Here is a 15,982-nt window from a genome sequence, read left to right as displayed (position 1 = left end):
AACTGGCGCCGGTCGGCATAACGCGCAATTGACGCACTGGATGGTCAAACGGCGCGCAGGGAGCCCGTGAAAGGCTCCGCAGCGCGACGTTGGCCTGCCCGGTGCGGCGCAGACGCGTCGAACCAGTTCCCACACGGCCTCGGCCGAACCGCGACCGATGCCTATCCCACATGGGCTGCATTCATTCCGCCCGTGGAGCCAGATCATCTGCGGAAGCTGCGCACACACCCCTTCCACGTTGCAAGCTACTGGTGCCTCGGGTCAAAATGAACCGATGCCTGACATCAGCCACTTCATCGCCAGCAACGGCCGCCCTGTGACCAAGCTGATGACGCCTTCTGGCGTAACCGCCTACGTGGCCGATGAGATACCGCTTGAGGCGCTGATCGGCCTGCGCGACCAGCTGCTTAAGGATCAGGGGCTTCCTGCCGAGCACGAGCCGGACCGGATGACGCCGTCGCGCAGCAACGGGGAACCAGGTCTGAAGCCGCGCTGAGCGACCAGGCCTCGGCCGTTGCTGGGCAACGGGGACGGCGGTCTTGCAGGCAGCACGCTGGTCAACGTCTTTCCCACCGCGGCGGCCGTCCGGTACGTCGCAAGCGCCTCCCGGCCGCCGCCGTGGAAAAGCCGCACGCAGGCCGGCGGCCAGATCTTGAGCGAACAGCTGCAGCAAGGCATGGGACACCTGCAAATCGCGGCCAGGGCGCGCTGCTCAGGAAGCCGTGACGGGGGACGGCAAAGGAGGGCTTGCGATCAACCAGGACCTGCTATCCAGACAGGCCGAGGTGGGGACTGCGGTAGGCCGCCTCGCAGCGAGTCAAGAGCGAGGCGACTTCAAGGACGACGCCAAGCTCTTGGAGCCTACCCGACGGCAGATCGACGAGGACAAAGCAACGATCAAGAGCGCACTTCGGTAAGCCACGTCTAGTCGAGGCAGTTGTCGGATGCGTGGAGCTTGCCGACTCTGAATGCCCTGCCAAACAGGTCGCTGGGCAAGCATTGGACCTCTTCCTATTCCCAACAGCCCGAAGGTTTCGGCGCCAACGCGGCTGCGGCGTCTTCCCGCTCCGCCTCCTCCATGCGCGAGACGATGCCAGGTACGTCCGCGGCATAAACCTCGACCAGGCTGCTGCCGTTCAGCAGGCACTACTTATCACCGTTCTTCGTCTGCGCCTTGAAGGGCTTCATCGCAAGTCCTTCGGCCCCAGCGGACTGGGCACGGGCTCGCAGTCCGCAGTCCGATCACCGGTCTTCCAGAACTGGCAGTTCGGCGTGCGCTGCCCCAGCACAGCAGCCCGCCAGTCGGCGATCGCATAGGCCAGAGGCTGCAGGATGTTGGGTTGGGGCTGCACCAGCAGCAGCGCCGCGGTGATCGTTCGCTGCTGGCCGCCGACGCTGTAGCTTCCGGTGAGCTCGAAGTCCTGCTGCGGGCCTTTGCGCCGGGCGCAGGCCTTGGCTGGGGTGATGCAGATCGTGCCCGTCGCATCGGCGCCGAAGAAGGAGTTGAACTTCCGGCGTGCGCCGGTGAGCTCACCGATGTTGCTAAACAGGAAACCGGCCAAGCCCACGGACAGGCCGGTGTCGCCGATCGGCCTATTCCAACCAGCCACAGGCAGGATGACTTCGGTGAGTCGCCCTGGGTCAGGCGCGGCCCCGTCTGCGCTCTTCGCCGCTCCACCGGCCAGCACCTGCTCGATGCTCTGGTCGACCTGGATGTCGGCACGCGTCCGGCTCATGCTGCCGGCAGGCATCAGCCACGCCCGCAGCTGCACATCGATCTCGATGGCGTTTGGCGTTCCTACGGGCACGACGTTGACGCCAGCGCGGGCCATCTCTCGGGACAGCGCTGCTGCCACTGCGGGAGTTGCCGCACTCTTGAAAGCGACTGGCCGGCCCTGGGTATCGCCAGCACCCAGGGCCGGCGATCCTTGATGGCTTGCGGTGCGCCAGGCAAAGACGATGGGATTTGGCCAAGTGTCCTGCTGGGCGCTCGCGGTGGTCCCTGGCTCGGGCGCTGTCGAGTTCGAAGACTTCGGGGTCGTAGCCGGAGAGGACGCGCAGCCAGCCAGCAGCAATGCCGCCGTAGCCCCCATGAGCGCCAGGCCGCCCCGCGCGGCAAGGCGCGATCCGGCCTGAGCGCGAAGGATTTTTGAAGCCACGGAGCACGACTCTTCAGTGCTGCTAGGCTGCTCGTTTCGTTGTTTTCCGCTCATCGCAGGGACTCCGTACTCGTGTGACGGCGCTCAGTTCGATCGAACTGAACATGCCGGTGTGCTGGTCTGGGTTGGTTGAGGCCGCCTGGCAACAGGCGGCAATCAGGGGAGACGCACTCGGCGGCGGTGCGTCAAAAGCCCGTCAAACTGTCCCGGCCGAGGTTGTCACGCCACCGAGCTTGCTCTTCGAGCTCCCGCGCGCCTACAACTCGAGCACGGACCATCACGCTGCTGCAAGCCAGAGCGATCCCCGGATGCCCTTCCGGACCACACGCCAGATCGTGGGCAACATCCTGAGCCGAACTACCAGCCTCGACCTGGACCCGCGGGGACGCGCCGGCCTCCCGCGCGGCGACGATCCCGTCGGGATGGCCGTACAAGTTCTCGCGGTGCGTCCGGATGTCCACGCCCTCCATCGACGCGCCCCAGGAGTCGCTGGCGTCGATCACGGCGGTGCAGAAGCGTTGGAGGAGGTTCATGGCAGGGACTCCGTACTCGTGTGACGGCGCTCAGTTCGATCGAACTCAAGATGCCCGTGTGCTGGTCTGGATTGGTTGAGGCCGTGGAGGCTGGCGGCAGAGTCATCACGGCTCGATGGCGACGCGTCAGTCGCCCAACCAGCGGTCGGCGTCGTCGCTGTCACGCCACCGCGCTTGCTCTTCGAGTTCCCGGTCATGGGCGTGCGAGCGAACCCCTGGATCGGGGCTGTTCAGCGCTATGTGCGTAGGCGGGAACAGCCCCCAGGCCAGGTCCTCGGCGAACGGATCTCGTGCCGGACCATCAGCCTCGACCCGAACACGCGGAGACGCGCCCTCGACACGCGCGGCCACGATCCCGTCGGGATGGCCGTACAGGTTCTCGCGGTGCGTCTTCACGTCCACACCCTGCATCGACGCGCCCCAGGAGTCGCTGGCGTCGATCACGGCGCTGCAGAAGCGTTGGAGGAGGTTCATGTGTGCCTCGCAGTCATGTGATGAGCGACGGTGATCCCTAGCACGCATGCTTTGCACGTTGGTCAAGGGCGTGCCCGCCCGCGCCTGCCGGTGCATACGGTGGATGCACCTCGCGGCCACCATCGTCGGCCGGCGCCGCCGGCCTTCTTGGTTGCCGCACGGCATCGCGCGGGCAGTGAATGAGAGTCGAGCTCTTGAATGTTGTCAATAGACACGTGTCGCTTGGATACATGATCGAGAGAGTCGCTGGGCATGCGTCCCAGCCGGAACCTCCCCTTGATCCAGGCCTTCTCGGCCGTCCTGAAGGCGCGCCGCTTGGAGCTGGGGATGACGCAAGAGGACCTGGCCGGCGCTATCGAGCTCGACAGGCCGTACATCACCATGCTGGAGGCCGGGCGCAAGCAGCCCACACTGAGCGTGCTGTGGCGCATCGCAGCAGGGCTTCAGTTCAGTGCCGGCGAACTCGCAACCCGTGTTGATGAGCAACTTGCGCTGGCCAGGCGGCTGCGGCCGACTAGCCAGCCGGGCCAAGAGCGGGGCAACTGACGGCTGGCAACCTCCCAGAGCAGCTTGGGAATGGTGAAAGCATCCGCTCGGTGGCCCTCGCGGCCAAAGTCGCCCGGCAGGGCGACAGTAAAGGCGCCCGGTGGGCGCCCAGGAATCCTGGCCCAAGGCCAGGTCGGGGAAGCTGCCTGTCGGCAGCCTTCGGGAAGGTGCTGCGCCCCGGCCGGAAGCTCGCCTTCGGCGAGCGCCGCGGTCACGACCTGCGCTTCACGGTCTTCGGTGCTGGGATGGCGAACGCCGGGACGGGGCCGCGGCCAATCTCGAAGATGCTGCCAGTCCCGAGCTCATGTCGGCCCCGTCTTCTCCCGGATCGACAGTCTGCAGGACGGGATGGCCGTGCTCTCTCGTGCGTGTGTTGCGCATTGGCTTGAAGCCCGGCATCCCGCGCTTCACTGACTTGAGCGCAATTGCCACCGGCCCCTTCGGCCCGGGGCTCTCCCGTGGCTCCATGCGGGTGCTGTCAGGCGCCCGATGCGTGCCCGCCGGTTCCGGTCTTCCGTGGCGTACTTGCACGCCACGGTCGTCCGGTTCTCGACGGACTTCGCAGCGTCTGCAGGTTGTTGATGTCGAAGACGCGGCAGCATTCCTACGGAGCGGTCTCGGCGGCGATCAAGGTGTCGCCCAGCTGCGCAGGGTGATTGGCCAAGGCCTGGCACGCGACGGACAGCAAGCGGTCTCACGTCCACCAACAGCCGCGTCGGCTAAGATGGCGTGCCGCAGCGTCTTAGAAAGTGCGGACCCGTCTTCTTGGACGCCGTTACGCGGAGCTCGTTGACATGCTGACCCCCGACAAGACCATCGATCACGGGACCCTGCGCCGCTTGGTCGAGGCCGGCGCGCCGGTCGGCGCCGAGGTGGTCGGCTCGGGCAGCAGCTGGGGCATCGTCATCAACTACGGGCGGTCCAGCCAGACGCTGGCGGCCACCCGCGGCCGGCCGAAAACCTTCCGGCAGTTCGAGACGCTGGCCGGCTACCTGAAGGAGCTGGGCATCGTCGAGTACCGCGTCAACGCGGCCGGGTTCGAGCCGGGGGTCACCCAGAAGCAGGTCCCTGATCGGAGGAGCGTGACCGCCTCCCAGCGCATGAAGCGAGCTCACGAGGCTGCGGCCTACGACACATGGTTCCGCGAGGAGGTCCAGGCGTCTATCGACGATCCCCAGCCGAGTGTGAGCAACGATCAGGCGCGCACCCGCATGGCAGCGCGGCGGCAGACACTGCTCAACAAGGCGGGCGCCAAGCCGGCGGGCAAGTCGTCGCGTTGAGCAGCGCCGTTCTCGAGTTGCGATGGCGGCCGATGGCCCTCGCAGACCGCGAGGCTATCCTGGCGTACGTCGCAGAGGACAACGCCCAGGCCGCCATCGAGCTCGACGAGCAGTTCGAGGCCAAGGCGGAGATCGCACGGCAGCGCCCAGCCCTCTACAGAGCCGGCCGCGTGAAGGGCACGCGCGAACTCGTGGTGCGACCGAACTACGTGCTGGTCTACCGGGTGCTGCCAGACGCCGTGGAAGTGCTGCGCGTGCTGCACGCGACGCAGCAGTGGCCACCGGGGAAGCGCCGCTGAGGCCGGGTGTTGGCAACCCGGCGTCGCCGGCTGATGGGACCCGTACCTCCGCAAAACCTGGACACTTGCGAATTTCCCAATCAAATCAACGGCTTGCGTGAGTCGAACGGGAGCATCGAGCCCAGCTTCCCAGGCGACGAAGTGTCCAGGTTTTGCGGAGCACTGAACTCCTCACCTGGGACCGACGACTACCACCGGCAACTCCTTCGATACCTGTACCTCCGCAAAACCTGGACACTTGCGAATTTCCCAATCAAATCAAAGGCTTGCGTGAGTCGACCGGGAACATCGGACCCAGCTTCCCAGGCGACGAAGTGTCCAGGTTTTGCGGATCACTGAACTCCACCTGGGACCGACGACTACCACCGGCAACTCCTTCGACACCGGAACCTGATGACGCGTGGCATGAAGGGCTGTTTGCGTACGCTACGGATCCGGCCCTTCGCACTCACCTTCGGCTTCGCTCGGGGTTGGGCCGAATGCCAGCCTAGTCTTTGGACGACAGGCTGAAGGCGGCCTCCCTCCCTACCAACGCGACCCTAGAATCCGCCGCCCGGTCCAGCCGCCGCACCTCCGGCGCTCTTGTTTCCCCCACCGTGGCGACCCCGTCCCGGTCTGCCCCCGCCCGGATACCCCGCACGCAGGGTGCAGCACGCCCCATGTCACTCCCCCGCCTGATCGGTGGCTTCGTCGTCCGCCATAGGCGCGCCTATGTCGAGTCGGCCCTGATGCTGCTTGGCATCGCCGTGCTCATCGTCTGGCTGCCGCGCCAGGTGGGGCAGATGGTGGACGCGCTGCTGGCGCGACAGTTGCACGGCGCGATGCTGCTGAGCGAACTCGGCCAGCTGCTGGCCGCAGGCGCGGCCATCTACGGCCTGCGCGTGGGCTGGCGGCTGAAGCTCTACTCGGCTGCCTATCGCATGGGGGTGGAGCTGCGCACCCGGCTCCACCAGCGCCTGCTGCTCCAAGGCCCGCGCTTCTTCCAGACCCGCCGCACGGGCGACCTGATGGCCCTGGCCACCAACGACGTCGATGCGGTGGAGATGGCCGCGGGTGAAGCCCTGTTGGCTGGCTTCGACGGCACGCTGACGCTGGTGCTCGTAATCGCCATGATGACTCTGGGAGTGGACTGGCGCCTCACCTTGGTGGTGCTGCTGCCCTTCCCGGCCATGGCGCTGGCCTTCTGGTGGATCTCGCGTCACGTGCACGAGGCCTCGCGCGAGGCGCTCACCGCCTTCGGCCAACTCAACGACCACGTGCAGGAGAGCCTGACCGGTGTGAGGACGCTGCGGGCCCTGGGGCTGGAGGCACGCAGCCGCCAGCGCTTCGGCGAGCTTGCCAGTCATGCCGCCGACGCCGGCTTCGACGCCCAGCGCTGGGAGGCGGCCTACGAGCCGGCGGTGGGCTTCACGCTGAGCGCGGCCGTCGTGCTCGCGCTGGGCTTTGGCGGCTGGCTGGTGTGGCGCGACGAGATGACGGTGGGCCAGCTCACCAGCTTCGGCATGTACCTCGGCCAGCTCATCTGGCCGATGTTCGCCGCCGGCTGGGTACTGGCGCTGATCGAGCGCGGCCGCGCCGCCTGGGCCCGACTCGAGCCCGTGCTGGCCGAGCCGCTGAGCGTGGACGACCATGGCACGGTGGCCACCGTCCAGCCCGGCGCCATCGCTGTGCAACATCTGCAGTTCAGCTACCCTGACCAGGCCGAGCCGGCCCTGCAGGACGTGTGGCTGCAGCTTCCCGCAGGCCAGACGCTGGGGCTGGTGGGCCCCACGGGGGCCGGCAAGAGCACGCTGTTGAAGCTTCTGCTGCGGCAATGGGCGCCGCAACAGGGCAACATCCAGTGGGGACCCTGGCCGCTGGCCGACTACACGCTGGCCGCCCTGCGCACAGGCATAGCCTGGGTGCCACAGGAGGCCTTCCTGTTCTCGGCCACGGTGGCCGAGAACATCGCATTGGCGCGGCCTGGTGCCAGCCGCGAGGAGATCGAGACCGTGGCGCGCCAGGCGGCCGTGCACGACGACATCGAACGCCTGCCCCAGGGCTACGACACCCCCGTGGGCGAGCGTGGGGTAACGCTGTCAGGCGGCCAACGCCAGCGCGTGGCCATTGCACGCGCGCTGCTCGCCGACGCTCCCCTGCTGCTGCTGGATGACGCCCTGTCGGCAGTGGACACCGCGACAGAGGCGCAGATCCTGGCCGAGCTGCACAAGCAGCGCCAGGGCCGCACGGTGATCGTCGCGAGCCACCGCCTGTCGACACTGCTCGACGCCGACCAGATCCTGGTACTGCGTCATGGCCGGGTCACCGAACGCGGAAACCACCGCGAGCTGGTGGCGCAGGGCGGCTGGTACGCCAAGCAGTGGCGCGTGCAGCAACTCGAGGCCTCGCTGAATGCCGAGTGAGCCCACGCCCAGCGGCCCTGCGCCGGCCGGGGAGCGCCGCGCCGCCCTGCAGCTGCTTCTGCGCGCCGCACTGCCAGAGGTTGCTCTGCTGAAGGGCGCCATGCTCTGGCTGACGGTGGCCGCCGCGCTCGAGGCGCTCGGGCCGCTGCTGGGCAAGGCCTTCATCGACCGCTACCTGTTGCCGCGCGACGCCGATGTGCCGGCCATCGCCGGGCTGCTGGGCGGCGCGCTGCTGGCAGGATGCCTTGCCAGCTGGCTGCGCTACGGGCAGCTCGTGCGACTGGCGGGTCTTGCGATGCGCTCGGTACAACGCATCCGCGAGTCGGTGTACGGACACGTGCTGCGGCTGCCGATGCGCTTCTTCGACGGCGCCATCACGGGGCAGTTGGTCAGCCGCGTCACCAACGACACCGAGGCCGTGAAGTCGCTGTACGTGCAGGTGCTGTTCGTGATGCTCGACAGCGTCATAACGCTGGTGGGCATGCTGGCCGTCATGGCCTGGTTGGACTGGCGGCTGATGGTCGTCGTGGCCCTGCTCGGGCCGGCGGTGTTCGGCATCGTCTGGCTGTACCAGCGGCTGTCGGCGCCCGCCGTCACGCGAAGCCGCGCTCTGCGCAGCGACATCAACGCGCAGACGGCAGAGTCGATCGCGGGCATGGCGGTGGTCCAAGCCAGCGGCGCGACCGCCGCCTTCGCCGCGCGCTTTTCCGCCACCAACGCGGCGCACTACGCTGCGCGCCGCCAGGAACTGCGCGCCAATGCCTGGCTCTTGCGGCCGGCGCTGGACCTTCTCAACGTCATGCTGCTGGCCGCCGTGATCGGTGTGTTCAGCTGGCGGAGCACGCAGGCGCTGGGCGGCCTGTCGGCCATCGAGGTGGGCGTGCTGTACGCCTTCATCAGCTACATCGCGCGCGTGGTCGAACCGCTGATCCAGATCACCATGCAGTTCTCGCAGTTGCAGCAAGCCATGGTGGCGGCCGCGCGCGTGAACGCCCTGCTGGACGAAGCCGAGGCGCCACAGCCCGCTGCGCAGGCGCAGATGCGGCATGGCCGGATCAGCTTACGCGCTCTGGACTTCGCCTACCTGCCGGGGCGGCCTGTGCTGCACGAGCTGAACCTGGAGATCGCAGCCGGCAGCTTCGTGGGCATCGTCGGTCACACGGGATCGGGCAAGAGCACTCTGTTGTCACTGCTGCTGCGCTTCTACACCGCTCCGCCCGGCACGCTCTACATCGACGACCAGCCGATCGAGCGCTTCGGCGACGCCGACTTCCGGCGTGCGGTAGGCCTGGTACCCCAGGAGCCCTTCCTGCTGGCCGCCAGCGCGCGCGAGAACATCGACATGGGCCGCGGCCTGAGCGACGCCGAGATCGAGGCCGCGGCGCGCGCCGCGCACGCCGACGGCTTCATCCGCCGGCTTGAGCGCGGCTACGACACGCCACTGGGCGAAGGCGGCGCGCGCCTGTCGGTGGGCGAGAAGCAGCTCGTGGCCATCGCGCGCGCGCTGGCCGGCCAGCCGCGCATCCTGCTCCTCGACGAGGCCACTTCCAACATCGACAGCGAAACCGAGGCCGCGGTGCAGCAGGCGCTGGCCGGCATGCGCGGGCGGGTCACGGTGGTGGCCATCGCACACCGGCTGTCGACCATCCGCACCGCCGACACGGTCGTGGTGCTCAACCATGGCCGCATCGCGGAGAGGGGCACGCACGGCGAGCTCATGGCTATCGAAGGCGGCCTCTACCAGCGGCTGGTGCAGCTGCAGCAACTGGCGGCGCTGGCCGAGCCGAACTGACGCCGCCATGAGCCGGCAACGCTGCCGCCTGCACCACGCAGGAGGCCGTGGCCGATCCGTGCCGTCGCGCCTGTCGTTTCGGAGCCCGGCATCGCCGCCAAGCCGCCGCTGGGCGACCGCTCGGCCCACACTCCGGCCATGTACGCCCGCGCAAGTGTCCGCGGCCAGGCAGCAGCATAGACGCGCGACGCCGTCTCGCACGCGCGCCCGCTCCGCCTTCAGGCGTTGCACCTTGGCCAGTGCAGCCCGCACTGTCGGCAACGCACCAAAGGACGCATCCTGAAGCCTATCGTGCCCGCATCGGCAGCTCTGTGCATGCGGCCACATGAGCTGGCCGCGTAGCATCGTGCGGATTCGAAATTGCCCCAAGGTAAGCAGATGCCGACTACCCGATTGCTGGTCGCGACCATCGCCATGGCTCTGCCACTGCAAGCGTGTGCGGAGGAGCCACCGTCGGTAACCCGTGTGGCCTGGCTGGACCAATGCCCGTCCGAACCTGAGCAGCCTGGCCTGCAGGCGTTCAGCGGCTTCGGCGCAGCGATCATCGCCGCCGTGGGGCCGAAGCTGGTAGACGGCGCCATCGACGCAGCCGCTGGCGCGCTCAAGGCTGCCGGCGAGAGCAAAGCCGAATCGACGAGCGCGCGTGCCTTCTACAGCTTCTACTCCGTCAATCAGATGGCTGACCTGGTGCCGAACCCGGACCTGGGCTGCGTCGTTGTCGTGCGGGGCAAGTTTGGGTCCGGTGCTAGTCACGCTAGCTTTCCATGGGCCGACAAGGCCGAGACGCTGAAGGGCCTGCAGTCGATCGACTTCCGGTTCGAGGCGCGTATGCAAGCCGTCAGCGGGCTGAAGTCGTTCCAGCTAGTGCCCATCCTTGCCCAACTGCAGCGGGTGCAGAAGAAGCCCTGGTGGGCGTTCGGCGCCCGGCAGACGCGCGACTACAACGTGTCGCTCGCCTTGCAGGTGCCTGGTGCAGCCTCGCCCTTTGCGTCGGTGAGCTTCACGATCACCGCCCTCGAGGAGGGCCAGTCTGCCAGCTTCGACGACTGGCGATTGGCCCAACAGGTTAGCGAGCCCATGGCCTTTCCGGCGGCGCCGGCCGACGTCGAAGCGGTACGAGCCAAGCGCGAGAAGGCCGTGGCACCACTACTGGCCGCTGTCGACATCTTGACGCCGCGACCGGCCACCGATCCCGCGCCCAGCCTGTTCGTCAAGGAGCCTCAAGTGATGGAGGCTCTGGAGGCGTACTGCACAGCTCAGGTCAAGTTCAACACGCTGTTGCCCGAGGCCGCGAGGCAACTGGACGCCCGCTGCGGGCAGCAGTACGGTCTGGAGCAACGGCGCGATGCGCTCGACCAAGCGCTGCAGACGGCTCTGCGCACACCGAAAGACAAGGGTGGCAGCGGACGCTCGATTGAGTGGGCTGAGCGGGTGTGTGATCCGAAGGTGAGGCCACCCAAGAACGGGCCAGAGACCGACTGCAAAGGCTTCAAGTCTGACCCGACCCTTGCCGCAGCCAAGTTCAGCAAGTTCACAACCAGGCTCACTCTGGTGGAAACCCGCGAAGGCAGCCGCTTCCTGGCCTTTCTGGGGACCGCACTGGGCGCCGCCAAGGCGGATCTGAGCAAGACCATCTCGGATCGAGTCGTGCCTGCGGTCAAGAATCCGGCGGCCGACGAGGCCACGTCGCGCGCGGCAGGGCGTGCCGTCGGGCTGGCGGATCTGGACGTGCTACGGGCCGAGCAGGTTCTGGCGGAGGCCCTGGAAGCAAAGAAGAGCGCGAGCGAGGTTACGACCGCACGTGTAGCTCTGCTCAAGGCAAAGACAGCAGCCAACGACGCCTACCGCAACGCTGGCCAGCCTGTGCCCTTCCCTGAGGTGGATTGAGCCGTGCGACGTCGGACCTGGTCTTGGCAGCTCCTTGGCGTGCTCTCTGCATGCGCGATGGGCATGCTGTGGCTTTGGGCGCCTGGCGCAGGCCCCGGCCGTGCTCTCGCTGCGCCAGCGGCGGTGGCCAATGCCGATCGCGTATGGAGCAGCGAAGAGTGGAAGGCGGTCGGTGGTCGTGATGCGAAGCGGCCCGAGGTGCCCTGGATTGCCGCCCTCTTCGACGACAACCACCCGATTGCGCGCGGGCCAGTTTGCGGTGGCACATTCATCAGCAACCAGGTCGTGCTGACGGCTGCACACTGTGTGATCTCAGACCTGCGGTGCGATGATCCCCCCCGCACAGGCTCGCTTCGCGTGATGTACGGCGGCGTCGATCTTCGGCTGCCAATGCGATCTATCGGCGTGCGCCAGGTGCATCTTCCCAAGGGCGGCTACGGATGCGGCGGCAACCGCGTCAACGACATCGCTCTGCTGGAGCTGGAAGCACCCGCGGACATCACAGCCGTGATGCCGCTGGTTGATCCGCAACGCGATGCCCAGCGGCCCGGCGGCGGACATGGCACCCTTTCCGTCACGGGATGGGGTGTTTCGGCCGTCGGCGGCGTCCACCGCCAGGTGCTCCAGTTGGTCCCCGACGTTCCCTTGGTCGATGTAGGCGTCTGCAACGGCCCAGCCATGTTGAACGGGCGGGCCCCCCCGGGAATCCTGTGTGCCGGCGCCCTCAACAAGGCGGCATGCAAGGGAGACAGCGGCGGGCCGTTGTTTCACCGCGCCGCCAACGGTGCAGTCGAGCAGCACGGTGTGGTGTCACAGGGCAGTGGCTGCGGAGCGCAGAACTTGCCCACCGTCTATACCCGGGTAGGACCTCACGTCGTCTGGGCCAAGTCCGTTGCCTACGAGGTGGCCTGCTTCACGCCACCCGGGATGCCGAAGAAGTGTTGAGCGCTGACCGATGACGCTCTCCGCGAAGGCTACCTCGATGGTGCTGGCGGTGTAGCAAGTGCCGAGAGCGTTTGCGCCGCCCGGATCGGGATCGTCGAAAAGGTAGCCCCCGGCCGACCAGTACGGTTCAGTAGCCGGATGCCGGCTCAAGCACACGAGCGACGCAGCTTCGATCTTGGTCAGTCGCAGCAGATCCTCGAACGAACCGCGATCCGGCATCCGCTGTGACACGCGAAGAGCCTCGGTCGCGCGCCCATGACGCCGCCAAGCGCTCCACCTCGGCCAGGGCAGTCCCCCCATCCAGCGCGGAGGCCACGCTCTTTCCTGCGAGCGCGCCGTGCTCGGTAAGCGTCCGGCCAACCCGTCTTGACGACGGGTGCGGAGCTCAGACCGAGTTGGTGGGCTGCCAGTGATGCGGCAGCAGTTCGGTGATCCGGCTGGCGGGCTGTGTCGGCAATCGCTCGAGCACTTCACGTATGTAGGCGTACGGGTCTAGCCCATTGAGCTTGGCTGAGTGGATCAAGCTCATGATGGCCGCGGCGCGTTTGCCAGCCCGCAGGGAGCCGGCGAACAGCCAGTTCTGTCGCCCGAGCGCGACCGGCCGGATGCGGTTCTCCACCCAGTTGTTGTCGATCGGCAGATCGCCGTCATCCAGGAAGCGCGTCAGCGCCACCCAACGGTTCAGGCTGTAGTCGATCGCCCTGGCAGTTGCTGAACCGTCCGGGATCTTCTGCCGCTGCTGCCGCATCCACTGGTGCAGCGCATCGGCGACCGGTCGTGATCGTCGTCGTGCTTCGAGTCGAGTCTGGCTGTCGGCGTCGGCCACCTCGCGCTCCACGTCGTACAGCGCGCCGAAGAACTTCAGCGCCTGCTCGCCGACCTGGCTGCCGTGGTTGACCCACAGCTCGTGGAACTTGCGCCGCGCATGCGCCATGCAGCCCACCTCGGTGACGCCCAGCTCGAAGCAGGCCTTGTAGCCGCTGAAGTCGTCGGTGACGAGCTTGCCTTGCCAGCCAGGCTTGTCGTTCGTGCCCGGCAGGCCGAGGAAGCCGCGAACATGCTGGCCGCCGCGGCTGTCGGCGAAGTCGAAGACGACCGCCTTGATAGGGTTGAACGGCGTCGTGCAGTAGCTCCACAGATATGCGCGGTGGGTCTTGCCGTGACCGGGCTTGAGCATGGCCACCGGCGTTTCGTCGGCATGCAGCACGGGCTGGCGCAGCAGCTCTGCCGCCAGGGCGTCCACCAGCGGCTGCAGCTGCACGCCGCATTCGCCGACCCACTGTGCAAGCGTAGACCGGGCGATGAGATGACCGGCGCGCTCGAAGATCGCTTCCTGGCGGTACAGCGGCAGGTGGTCCAGGTACTTGGCTACCAGCACCTGGGCCAGCAGGCCCGTCGTGGGCAGCCCCTTGTCGATGACGTGCGGTGCCACTGGCGCCTGCGTGATCTTCTCGCAGCACTTGCACACCCACTTGCCACGGATGTGCCGCTCCACCGTGAAGACGCCCGGCTGGTAGTCCAGCTTCTCGGCCACGTCCTCGCCGATGCGCTGCATCGGTGTGCCGCAGCCGCAGGTGGTGTCCTCGGGCTCGTGGCGGACCTCGCGGCGCGGTAGGTTCGCCGGCAGCTTCTCACGCTTGGGGGCGTGCTTCTCACCGGCCGCCTTGGCCGCAGGTTGCATACCCTCGATCTCGGCAGCAACTGCCGCCAGGTCGCTGTCCAGCGTCTCGTCCAGCAGGCTCTTCTGCTCGGCGCTGTAGGCCTCGCTCTTCGCAGCGAACTTCAGCCGCTTGAGGATCGCGTTCTCGTGAGTGAGCTTGTCGATGACTGCCTGCTTGAACGCGATCTCGGTGCGCGAGGCACGCAATGCCTGGCGCAGTTGTTCCGGATTCAGCGTGTCGAGGTCTTCGGCGATCACGGAGTGTGATCGTGCCAAGCGAAGCTTGCGACAACCATTGGCAGATGCCGCAATGGACGAGCTATAGCAACGTGATCACGCCCGCTTCTCCGATGCGTTGCCAGGGCAGGCCCAGCACGAGCGCATCGAACTGCGACCGGCTCAGCGTCAGCGTGCCACTGACGTCCTTGGGCCAAGCGAACTTGCCGCTGTTCAGGCGCCGAGCCGCCAGCCACACGCCGATGCCATCGTGCACCAGCACCTTCATGCGATTGGCGCGCCGGTTGGCGAACAGATAGGCATGGTGCGGCCGAGCTGCGCCAAACACCGCGACCACCCGGGCCAGTGCAGCTTCAGTGCCGGCGCGCATGTCCAGTGGCTCCACGGCCATCCACAACGCCTCAACCTTGATCATGGGCTCGGATCAACGAAGCAGCTCTCGTGTCCAGGCTGCGAAGTCCGCTGCGGCCGCCACCGGCCACGTCACCTTCATCACCACCGCGCCGCGGCGCAGCTCAACCTCTATGGTCTGCCTGTCCGCCGACGGCACCGCGGTCGTCGCGACGGCCACCGGCACGAACTGCTGCGACACAGTCGCTGCACCTGCCTCGCGGGCCAGCTTGCGCCAGCCATGCACGATGTTGGCGTTGATCCCGTGCGCCATTGCGACCTTCGCTACTGACGCGCCCGGCACGGCGCACTCTGCCAGGATCTGCGCCTTCAGCTCTGCGCTGTGGCGCCGGCGCTTACGACTGTTCTCCGTATCCATCGTGTCCAGCTATTCGTTAGCTGGACAGGATCGTTATCGCCGCGCGGGTTCAGTTCAAGACGGGTTCACCGGACGCTTACCGTGCTCGCGCAGCCAGAACATCAGCTTCTCGCTCGCGACGAGGTTCCCGAGCGCGCGGCAGATGCCCACGCATCCGGCCAGCCGCATCGACGAGTTGCTGCCCCACCGCTGGGCACCGGCAACCTGAACGCCGACATCACTGCGGCAGCGGCCGTCAAGGTGACTTGGCCGGACGCTTACCGTCTAGGAGCTCCGTCGCCAGATGACGGGCATGGTCAGCCTCATGGCCGAGCTCAAGGACCAGGTCAGCAAGATCGCCGAGAGCGCCAGGCGCCAGGAAGAGATAGGGCAGGGCCTGGCCAAACGCCAGCTCGTCTTCCAGGACCAGTCCCAGCTCTACCAGCGTCAGATCGAGCAGCTCACCGCTACCGTCGACTCAGCCCTGCGCCAGGTCGGCAAGGAGGTCGACCGCCTGAGCCGAGCCGCAGCGGACATCACCCTGGACTCCCATCGCCTCTCGGCGAACATCCAGCAGGCAGCCCGGACCATCTCCGAGGCAGCCGATCGCCTGACAGGCGCCTCCAGGGCTTGACCCCGGGGCGTCCAGAGTGGGCACGGGCCCACAGGATCCGAGACGCGGCCTCCCGCGGCCGCGCTGTGCTCAGGGGCTGGGCTGCCCAGGCGACTCGAGTCAAGCCAGCCCCCCTCGGAGCCCGGGCGGTGGCTGGCCCCCCCTCAGGACCAAGATCAGCTGCGGGCCGGGACCAGGGCTGCATTCCTGGTCGCCATGCGCTCGGCGTGGTCTTCCAGCGCCTTCATCCGGGCGGCCTCGATCTGGGGCGATGTCCCGAGGTCTGTTGAACGCGTGAGCTGAAGGTGGCGGTTCCTTTCGCCTGGATGAGACCATCCAGGTGCCTAGCAAGCAAAGAAAGGAACCACCGAGATGAAGTCTCGCACGAAGCCCGCGCTGCGGGCATT

At 67.3% G+C, this 15,982-nt stretch carries 15 protein-coding genes; 9 read left to right on the top strand and 6 right to left on the bottom strand.

Annotated elements, in window-relative coordinates; translation table 11 throughout:
* Nucleotides 1-274: 274 nt before the first annotated feature.
* Nucleotides 275-496, top strand: coding sequence for a hypothetical protein (locus tag O9280_RS17195; RefSeq protein ID WP_298345734.1), 222 nt, complete (start codon nucleotides 275-277; stop codon nucleotides 494-496).
* 688 nt (nucleotides 497-1,184) lie between these two features.
* On the opposite strand, the gene O9280_RS17190 is transcribed toward O9280_RS17195, so the two are convergent.
* The 3 genes from O9280_RS17190 to O9280_RS17180 form a co-directional block, all read right to left on the bottom strand.
* Complete coding sequence (locus O9280_RS17190) at nucleotides 1,185-2,213, bottom strand: hypothetical protein (protein WP_298345731.1); 1,029 nt, start codon at nucleotides 2,211-2,213, stop codon at nucleotides 1,185-1,187.
* A 131-nt stretch (nucleotides 2,214-2,344) separates the two neighbouring features.
* On the bottom strand, nucleotides 2,345-2,692 hold the full coding sequence (locus O9280_RS17185; RefSeq protein WP_298345728.1) for a hypothetical protein: 348 nt from the start codon (nucleotides 2,690-2,692) through the stop codon (nucleotides 2,345-2,347).
* A 126-nt stretch (nucleotides 2,693-2,818) separates the two neighbouring features.
* Nucleotides 2,819-3,166 (bottom strand): hypothetical protein, encoded by a 348-nt coding sequence (locus O9280_RS17180; protein WP_298345725.1) that lies wholly within the window; start codon nucleotides 3,164-3,166, stop codon nucleotides 2,819-2,821.
* Nucleotides 3,167-3,442: 276 nt separating this feature from the next.
* On the opposite strand from O9280_RS17180, the gene O9280_RS17175 reads away from it, so the two are divergent.
* From O9280_RS17175 to O9280_RS17145, 7 genes are all read left to right on the top strand, one after another.
* Nucleotides 3,443-3,712 (top strand): helix-turn-helix transcriptional regulator, encoded by a 270-nt coding sequence (locus O9280_RS17175; protein WP_298345722.1) that lies wholly within the window; start codon nucleotides 3,443-3,445, stop codon nucleotides 3,710-3,712.
* Between the two features lie 794 nt (nucleotides 3,713-4,506).
* Nucleotides 4,507-4,992, top strand: coding sequence for a hypothetical protein (locus tag O9280_RS17170; protein WP_298345719.1), 486 nt, complete (start codon nucleotides 4,507-4,509; stop codon nucleotides 4,990-4,992).
* A complete protein-coding gene (locus tag O9280_RS17165; protein ID WP_298345716.1) occupies nucleotides 4,989-5,291 on the top strand; it encodes a type II toxin-antitoxin system RelE/ParE family toxin in 303 nt (100 codons plus the stop codon). Before O9280_RS17170 ends, O9280_RS17165 begins: the two co-directional genes overlap by 4 nt.
* A 659-nt stretch (nucleotides 5,292-5,950) precedes the next feature.
* A complete protein-coding gene (locus O9280_RS17160; RefSeq protein WP_298345714.1) occupies nucleotides 5,951-7,693 on the top strand; it encodes an ABC transporter transmembrane domain-containing protein in 1,743 nt (580 codons plus the stop codon).
* Nucleotides 7,683-9,485, top strand: coding sequence for an ABC transporter transmembrane domain-containing protein (locus tag O9280_RS17155; RefSeq protein WP_298345711.1), 1,803 nt, complete (start codon nucleotides 7,683-7,685; stop codon nucleotides 9,483-9,485). Before O9280_RS17160 ends, O9280_RS17155 begins: the two co-directional genes overlap by 11 nt.
* A 393-nt stretch (nucleotides 9,486-9,878) precedes the next feature.
* Nucleotides 9,879-11,372, top strand: coding sequence for a hypothetical protein (locus O9280_RS17150; RefSeq protein WP_298345706.1), 1,494 nt, complete (start codon nucleotides 9,879-9,881; stop codon nucleotides 11,370-11,372).
* A 57-nt stretch (nucleotides 11,373-11,429) separates the two neighbouring features.
* Nucleotides 11,430-12,317 (top strand): serine protease, encoded by an 888-nt coding sequence (locus O9280_RS17145; protein ID WP_298345703.1) that lies wholly within the window; start codon nucleotides 11,430-11,432, stop codon nucleotides 12,315-12,317.
* A gap of 385 nt (nucleotides 12,318-12,702) precedes the next feature.
* On the opposite strand, the gene O9280_RS17140 is transcribed toward O9280_RS17145, so the two are convergent.
* The 3 genes from O9280_RS17140 to O9280_RS17130 form a co-directional block, all read right to left on the bottom strand.
* Nucleotides 12,703-14,211 (bottom strand): IS66 family transposase, encoded by a 1,509-nt coding sequence (locus O9280_RS17140; RefSeq protein WP_298345737.1) that lies wholly within the window; start codon nucleotides 14,209-14,211, stop codon nucleotides 12,703-12,705.
* Nucleotides 14,212-14,296: 85 nt separating this feature from the next.
* Nucleotides 14,297-14,629: an IS66 family insertion sequence element accessory protein TnpB gene (gene tnpB, locus O9280_RS17135; protein WP_298345700.1), complete on the bottom strand. Its 333-nt coding sequence runs from the start codon at nucleotides 14,627-14,629 to the stop codon at nucleotides 14,297-14,299.
* A gap of 9 nt (nucleotides 14,630-14,638) precedes the next feature.
* Nucleotides 14,639-14,983: a transposase gene (locus O9280_RS17130; protein WP_298345697.1), complete on the bottom strand. Its 345-nt coding sequence runs from the start codon at nucleotides 14,981-14,983 to the stop codon at nucleotides 14,639-14,641.
* Nucleotides 14,984-15,287: 304 nt separating this feature from the next.
* Here O9280_RS17130 and O9280_RS17125 point away from each other — a divergent pair, with 304 nt between their 5' ends.
* Nucleotides 15,288-15,596 carry a hypothetical protein gene (locus tag O9280_RS17125; protein ID WP_298345694.1) on the top strand — a complete coding sequence of 103 codons (309 nt, stop codon included), beginning with the start codon at nucleotides 15,288-15,290 and terminating at the stop codon, nucleotides 15,594-15,596.
* Nucleotides 15,597-15,982: the final 386 nt, after the last annotated feature.

The organism is Silanimonas sp. (assembly GCF_027531545.1).
GTDB lineage: Bacteria > Pseudomonadota > Gammaproteobacteria > Xanthomonadales > Xanthomonadaceae > Silanimonas.
The sequence above is the reverse complement of the archived record's forward strand: the minus strand, read 5'-3'. Positions and strand labels throughout refer to the sequence as shown.

What these genes read in the sequence shown, in the direction of transcription:
- O9280_RS17195 (WP_298345734.1), top strand. Translation starts at nt 275, where the DNA reads ATGCCTGACATCAGCCACTTCATCGCCAGCAACGGCCGCCCTGTGACC.
- O9280_RS17190 (WP_298345731.1), bottom strand. Translation starts at nt 2,213, where the DNA reads ATGAGCGGAAAACAACGAAACGAGCAGCCTAGCAGCACTGAAGAGTCG.
- O9280_RS17185 (WP_298345728.1), bottom strand. Translation starts at nt 2,692, where the DNA reads ATGAACCTCCTCCAACGCTTCTGCACCGCCGTGATCGACGCCAGCGAC.
- O9280_RS17180 (WP_298345725.1), bottom strand. Translation starts at nt 3,166, where the DNA reads ATGAACCTCCTCCAACGCTTCTGCAGCGCCGTGATCGACGCCAGCGAC.
- O9280_RS17170 (WP_298345719.1), top strand. Translation starts at nt 4,507, where the DNA reads ATGCTGACCCCCGACAAGACCATCGATCACGGGACCCTGCGCCGCTTG.
- O9280_RS17160 (WP_298345714.1), top strand. Translation starts at nt 5,951, where the DNA reads ATGTCACTCCCCCGCCTGATCGGTGGCTTCGTCGTCCGCCATAGGCGC.
- O9280_RS17155 (WP_298345711.1), top strand. Translation starts at nt 7,683, where the DNA reads ATGCCGAGTGAGCCCACGCCCAGCGGCCCTGCGCCGGCCGGGGAGCGC.
- O9280_RS17145 (WP_298345703.1), top strand. Translation starts at nt 11,430, where the DNA reads ATGGGCATGCTGTGGCTTTGGGCGCCTGGCGCAGGCCCCGGCCGTGCT.
- tnpB (WP_298345700.1), bottom strand. Translation starts at nt 14,629, where the DNA reads ATGATCAAGGTTGAGGCGTTGTGGATGGCCGTGGAGCCACTGGACATG.
- O9280_RS17130 (WP_298345697.1), bottom strand. Translation starts at nt 14,983, where the DNA reads ATGGATACGGAGAACAGTCGTAAGCGCCGGCGCCACAGCGCAGAGCTG.
- O9280_RS17125 (WP_298345694.1), top strand. Translation starts at nt 15,288, where the DNA reads ATGGCCGAGCTCAAGGACCAGGTCAGCAAGATCGCCGAGAGCGCCAGG.